This is a genomic window from Mucilaginibacter flavus, from assembly GCF_030409315.1.
GTDB classification, from domain to species: domain Bacteria; phylum Bacteroidota; class Bacteroidia; order Sphingobacteriales; family Sphingobacteriaceae; genus Mucilaginibacter; species Mucilaginibacter flavus.
This window is the reverse complement of record NZ_JAUFPS010000059.1, coordinates 1-1,787: the sequence shown is the minus strand read 5'-3', so window position 1 is coordinate 1,787 and position 1,787 is coordinate 1. Positions and strand designations below refer to the sequence as shown.

The following is a 1,787-nucleotide window of genomic DNA, read 5'->3' as shown; positions in this document are numbered from 1 at the left end:
AAGAGGCTGTATCATAAAACAAATGGTACAGTCTTTTTTTATAATCTGCTAATCGAAGATTAGACAATTTAATGAATTGAGATTTAGAATGAATGTTACCAAGCCGAAAAGGGCTAAAAAGAGCTCTTTTAAGCTGCTTTTTTTCTTAAGTTTTGTGCAATTGCAATCAATCCCCATTCAATCTCCACTTTTTCCAGACCTCGAAGCATAAACCTTTTGAACCCATGGTTTTGTTTAATATTTCCGAAAGTCGGCTCTACGTCGAAACAGCGTTTCTTTCGCCGCTCTATACCTTCTTCACTGGTTAACAGTGTATGTGCCTTTTGCTTTAGCCGGTTTAGGTTTTCATTGATTTCAATTATCCTGTTCCCTTTGGATTTATGACAGGCACCGTTTAACGGACAGTTAGCGCAGTTCTTTGCCTGGTATCTTTTCAAAGTCTGTTCAAAACCGGTACTTGTTTCCCGGGTGCTTGTCCCAATGTAATCCATCGGTTGCCCCATCGGGCAGATATAACAATCTTTCTCCTGGTTGTAGAAAAGCTTATTTGCTGCAAAAGGATGCTTGTTGTTGTGGGTTTCATTTTGTTCTTTGTCAAACATGCCATACTTTACAAAAGCGGTGACTTCCCTTTGTTCAAGCAGCATGTAGTTTTCTTCTGACCCGTACCCGGCATCAGCAATGAGCACTTGAGGCGCTTTGCCAAAGCTGGCTTCGTGCTGAGCTAAATGAGTCCTTAATGTATTGGTATCTGTTGGATTGGAATGAATGGTATAATTGACGATGAATTGGTTAGAGGTAGATATCTGGACATTGTAACCGGGTTTTAACTGCCCGTTTTTCATGTGATCCTCTTTCATACGCATGAAAGTAGCATCCTGATCTGTTTTGCTATAACTGTTTCTCTCTTTCAGGATAGCTTCCTGCTGTTCATATTTAATGATGTTTACCGGATAATGTTTAGTTGCATACTTTAGCTTTGCCTTTGTTTTTTTGCCAACATCCTGTTTGCCGGCAAGCTTTTCATTTAATAGCTCCACGGTGGCGTTTACTTTACTGCTGTCGATGGTAGTAAAGTCAGGTGGCTCCGGCATCTTATCTTCTTCGGTGGCAACCTGCTGGGCATATTGCCAGATCTCCTCAAGTTGCTTTGCCATTTTTCCCTTATTGGTAGCTATAGCCTTTTTCCATACAAAAGTATACTTGTTTGCATTAGCTTCGATCTTAGTGCCATCCGTATTAACTTCCTCGATACTAAGCAATCCTTCGTCTGCCAACAGTTTAACCACATCTTCAAATACGCTGCGGAGCGCGTTTTTTAAACGTACGCCCCTAAAGCGGTTAATCGTATTGTGGTCAGGATAACTCATCGAGCTTAACCACATCAGGTAAATACTTTCTTTACAGGCAGCAGCTAGCTTACGGCTGGAATAGGTATTGGTAACATATCCATAAACCAGCACTTTAAGCAGCATCTGAGGGTGGTAACTCGAACTACCCCGGATGTTATAGGCTTTTAATAAAGGTTCGATATTGAGCTTGTTAATTACCTCATTTACAACCCGGACGGGATGAGCAGCCGGAATTAATTCTTCTAATGAAGGGGGAAGCGCAAGAATCTGCTGCTGGTCATAGTGTTTAAAAACGGGGAGCTTTATTGCCATTTCTCATATGCTTATATATTAAATATATGAAAATCAGACGATTAAAACAAGGCATAGATAATCTATTCTTTGCCCTTTGTCAAATAAAAAAGAGGCTGTACCATGATTTATGATACAGCCTCT

Annotated in this window: 1 protein-coding gene; it reads right to left on the bottom strand. The window is 40.5% G+C overall.

The features are described 5' to 3' along the window. Positions 1-128 precede the first annotated feature (128 nt). On the bottom strand, positions 129-1,664 hold the full coding sequence (locus tag QWZ17_RS23315) for an IS1182 family transposase (protein ID WP_290307729.1): 1,536 nt from the start codon (positions 1,662-1,664) through the stop codon (positions 129-131). Positions 1,665-1,787: the final 123 nt, after the last annotated feature.